General features: G+C 55.0%; 3 protein-coding genes. All 3 read left to right on the top strand.

The features are described from left to right. Positions 1-263: 263 nt before the first annotated feature. From AWB78_RS41775 to AWB78_RS41770, 3 genes are read left to right on the top strand one after another with little or no spacing between them, the layout of a single operon-like run. Positions 264-1496, top strand: a complete 1233-nt coding sequence (locus AWB78_RS41775) for a site-specific integrase (RefSeq protein ID WP_062613077.1) — start codon at positions 264-266, stop codon at positions 1494-1496. After that, positions 1493-2422, top strand: a complete 930-nt coding sequence (locus AWB78_RS44840) for a tyrosine-type recombinase/integrase (RefSeq protein ID WP_074173723.1) — start codon at positions 1493-1495, stop codon at positions 2420-2422. Before AWB78_RS41775 ends, AWB78_RS44840 begins: the two co-directional genes overlap by 4 nt. Further along, on the top strand, positions 2419-3417 hold the full coding sequence (locus tag AWB78_RS41770; RefSeq protein WP_062613070.1) for a tyrosine-type recombinase/integrase: 999 nt from the start codon (positions 2419-2421) through the stop codon (positions 3415-3417). Before AWB78_RS44840 ends, AWB78_RS41770 begins: the two co-directional genes overlap by 4 nt. Positions 3418-3668: the final 251 nt, after the last annotated feature.

Genomic DNA, 3668 nt, shown 5'->3' with positions numbered 1-3668 from the left:
TAGAAATTGGGATCGCGGGCACTCACGTGGCACACTGTGGAAGTCTCGGGTCTTGGCAGACATGAGACTCTCCCTTGGGCGTCGTTTGTGCAAGATGCCTGAGGGAGCTCCTCTCCGCTACATCGCGCAAGTTGCTCAACTATGCCGCGTCCTTGACTATGCCCAGCATTGGTGAAAAACACCGTAAATCAAGCCTGATAAACGAAAAATGATCGGCATAGTCTAACCGTTGCTAGACCCGCTTTTACGAGAGGCGCACGGTCATGGACAAGTTGTGCTCCAAAGCGCGATCGCACGCGCTTGATGCACCGGAGGGGCCCCTTGCTGAACACCTCGATGCATTTGAAAGTCTGCTGCGTCATCAAGGATACGCACAGGAGTCGATTCGTAGATACCTGTGCCTCATTGCCGATTTCAGTGTGTGGCTCAAGCGCAAGAATATGTTGATCGAGGATGTGGCTCACGAGGCTGCGCAGCGTTATCTTCGCTACCGAGCACACCATCGCAGTCGTCGGAGAGGCGAGGAATATACGCTAAGACGCTTTGTGCAATTGCTGCAAGATAACGGAATCGTTGCGAGGGACGCACCCATTGCGCTGACACGAGTTGAAAAAATCGTAAGCGAATACGCGTTGTACCTGCACCAGGAACGAGGCTTGGCAGCTACGACGATCAGGACATATCGGCGGTGTGCGTGTTTGTTTTTAACAAAGCAATACGGTAATGGAATAACGCGGCTTTCTGAACTCCGTGCCCGTGAGATCATCGACTTCGTTCAGTACGAGGCCGCTCAAAGTCCAGCACGTGCGAAACCGATCACAAAGGTGTTGCGCTCGTTTTTGCGGTATGCGCGCTATAGGGGCTTGATCAAGATTGATCTTGCAGCAGTGGTCCCCATGGTCGCTAACTGGTCAATGGCGTCAATCCCCAAAGCGATATCCCCTGAGCATGCCAGGCAAGCGTTAGCCAGTTGCGACCGCCACCGTCCAATCGGGCGCCGGGATTATGCGATTCTGCTCCTCCTAGCCCGGCTGGGATTGCGGGGTGGCGAGGTGGCTTCCTTGACGCTGGATGACATCGATTGGGACGCGGGCACATTCAACATTCACGGAAAAGGCGGTCAGGAGTCGCCCCTGCCATTACTCGCACCGGTAGGTGAGGCGATCGCTGACTACCTGAAAAACGGACGCGCCGATTCTGAGAGTCGGAATGTCTTCCTGCGAATAAACGCGCCGATTCGAGGCTTCAAGACGGGAAAAGCGGTAAGCAATGTAGTCAAATATGCTTTGGAGCGGGCTGGCATCGATTCACCGAGAAAAGGAGCCCATCAATTCCGGCATGCGCTAGCGACGCAGATGTTGCGTCAAGGATCCGCGCTAGCCGAGATTAGCGAAGTTCTGCGCCACAAAAGTCCTGACTCGACGAGAATATATGCCAAGGTCGATCTGGATTCACTGCGGAAATTGGCGCCGCCATGGCCGAGGACGCGATCATGAGTACGTTACGCAAATCGATGGATGAGTACTTGACGATGCGTAGGCGCTTGGGATTCAAACTCCATGAAGCGGGCCAACGGCTGGAAGGCTTCGTCCGCTTTATGGAGCGGCGTCGTGCCTCTCACATTAGCGCGTCACTGGCGTTGACCTGGGCACGAGAATCCCCGTCGGTTCAACCAGTGATCTGGGCTCAGCGATTAGGTGTGGTACGTGGCTTTGCTTGCTATCTGAGTGCCTTCGATTCACACACTGAGATTCCACCGGCCGGACTGTTGCCGCACCGATATCATCGGCGTGCTCCTTACCTTTACACCGATGAGGAAACCCGCAGAATATTAGCTGCTGCGTTGGCCCTTCCACCGGCATCGGAACTCCGGCGGTGGACTTATTTTACGCTGATCGGTCTGCTAAGCGTCACGGGATTGCGACCCGGTGAAGTGGTCAGTCTCGAACTTGAAGATGTTGACTTGAAAGAATGTGTGCTGACAGTGAGGGGAAGCAAACATGGTAAATCGAGGTACGTACCTATTCATTCCTCCACTCGAGATGCACTTGCAGACTATCTTCGACGTCGCGAACGATGTCTTGCCGGGAGTCCGGAAACCCATTTGTTCGTCACTTCGCAAGGCAAACCCCTCAGTGGTGAAGTGATCTCCCATACATTTACGGCACTCACACAGAAAATCGGTCTCCGAGATTCAACAAGGTACGCTCCGCGACTGATTGACTATCGCCATTTATTCGCGGTCACGACACTGGCGAGATTGGCGCGATCTGGTAAAGACCCTGAGCGTTGGTTGCCGGTGTTGTCGACCTTCCTCGGCCATCAATGGACGAAAGACACGTACTGGTATGTAGAGCAGCACCCAGAACTCATGAAGGGGGCGATGAAGCGCCTGGAGCGTCGTTGGAGGGATGTGTCATGAAATCTACCGTCAGTTTCCCAGCACTATTGCAGCGGTTCTTTACGGAACGCCTCATGCAACAGCGGCAGGCCAGTCCGCACACGATCAGCTCGTATCGGGACACGTTCAGGCTGCTACTTCGCTTCGCCAACAAGCGGTTGCACAAACCACCGGACCATCTTGCATTTGAGGATATCAATGCACCGCTCGTGGCGGCATTTCTGAACGATCTCGAAAAGACCCGGGCCATCAGTGCCCGCACCCGGAATCTGCGGCTGACGGCGATCCGTTCGTTCTTCCGTTACGCGGCCTTCGAGGCGCCTGCGTATTCCGCGCAAATCCAGCGCGTACTGTCAATGCCCGGAAAGCGCTACGATCGCAGGCTCATTCACTTCCTGACGCGGCCGGAAGTCAAGGCGCTGCTCGCCGCGCCCGATACGAACACCTGGTGCGGTCGTCGCGATCATGCTTTACTCCGACTGGCAGTGGAGACGGGACTTCGTGTATCGGAAATGACCGGCCTGACATGCGAGGATGTGACCCTCGGCACAGGCGCACACGTTGATGTCGTGGGTAAAGGTCGAAAACAACGCGTTACCCCCTTCAGCAAACAAACCGCCAGAATTTTAAAGGTATGGATGAGGGAGCCTCGCATACCTGTCGATGATGCACTGTTTCCGAGTGTTCGAGGCGGGCATCTCAGTCCGGACGCGGTACAACGCCTTCTGAAAAAGTACACCACCCAAGCTGCCAAAGGATGTCCTTCTCTACGAAAAAAACGAGTGACGCCGCATGTGCTGAGACATACCGCAGCCATGGAATTACTGCAAGCCGGCGTGGATCCATTCAACATTGCCCTGTGGTTAGGACATGAATCCCCCCAGACGACCCAGATGTACCTGGACGCCAGTCTGGAGTTGCGGGAGAAAATTCCCGCCAATGTCGGACCACATGATGGCAAGCCAGTACGATACCGGCCTGACAGTAAGCTCGCGACGTTTCTCAAAGGTCTTTAGCCACTAAAACTATGCCGATCACACCATGACCCATGAATCACGCTACTCCTCATTGCAAGCATTCTCGCGGTCCTATCCCAGCCCGATCGGCATTGCCAAGGACGCGGCATAGTTGAGCAACTTGCGCGATGTAGCGGAGAGGAGCTCCCTCAGGCATCTTGCACAAACGACGCCCAAGGGAGAGTCTCATGTCTGCCAAGACCCGAGACTTCCACAGTGTGCCACGTGAGTGCCCGCGATCCCAATTTCTA

It is taken from the genome of Caballeronia calidae (assembly GCF_900044055.2).
In the GTDB taxonomy this organism is placed as follows: domain Bacteria; phylum Pseudomonadota; class Gammaproteobacteria; order Burkholderiales; family Burkholderiaceae; genus Caballeronia; species Caballeronia calidae.
Note: the sequence above shows the minus strand (reverse complement) of the source record. Positions and strands in the feature narration are given on the sequence as shown.